This is a genomic window from Staphylococcus simiae, assembly GCF_002902085.1.
GTDB classification, from domain to species: Bacteria; Bacillota; Bacilli; order Staphylococcales; family Staphylococcaceae; genus Staphylococcus; species Staphylococcus simiae.
The window spans coordinates 1-354 of sequence record NZ_PPQR01000071.1 but is presented as its reverse complement, the minus strand read 5'-3'; the positions used below and the strand labels follow the sequence as shown (position 1 = coordinate 354).

Annotated in this window: 1 protein-coding gene; it reads left to right on the top strand. The window is 32.5% G+C overall.

Going from position 1 to position 354, the window contains the following annotated elements:
• Positions 1-354 (top strand): transposase (locus CD113_RS09110; RefSeq protein ID WP_142380902.1); only part of this gene is annotated, 354 nt, incomplete at both ends.

Sequence of the window (354 nt, the reverse complement as noted above, 5' to 3'; positions counted from 1 at the left end):
CAGCAGATTATTTAAAACAATCACCGTATGCTTCACTACCCAAACATCTAATGATGGATGAGTTTAAAAGTGTCAAGAACGTTTCGGGTCATATGAGCTTTATATTCGCTGATGCAGAAACACATCAAATTATAGATGTTGTTGAAGATCGTCGACTTCAATCACTCAAAAATTATTTTTACCGCTTTTCTTTAAAAGATAGACAGCAAGTAGAGACAGTCACTATCGATATGCATGAACCTTATATGACTTTAATAAAAAAACTATTTCCAAACGCTAAAATTATTATCGATCGTTTCCATATTGTTCAACTATTAAATCGAGCTTTAAATAGTATTCGTGTAGCCGTTATGA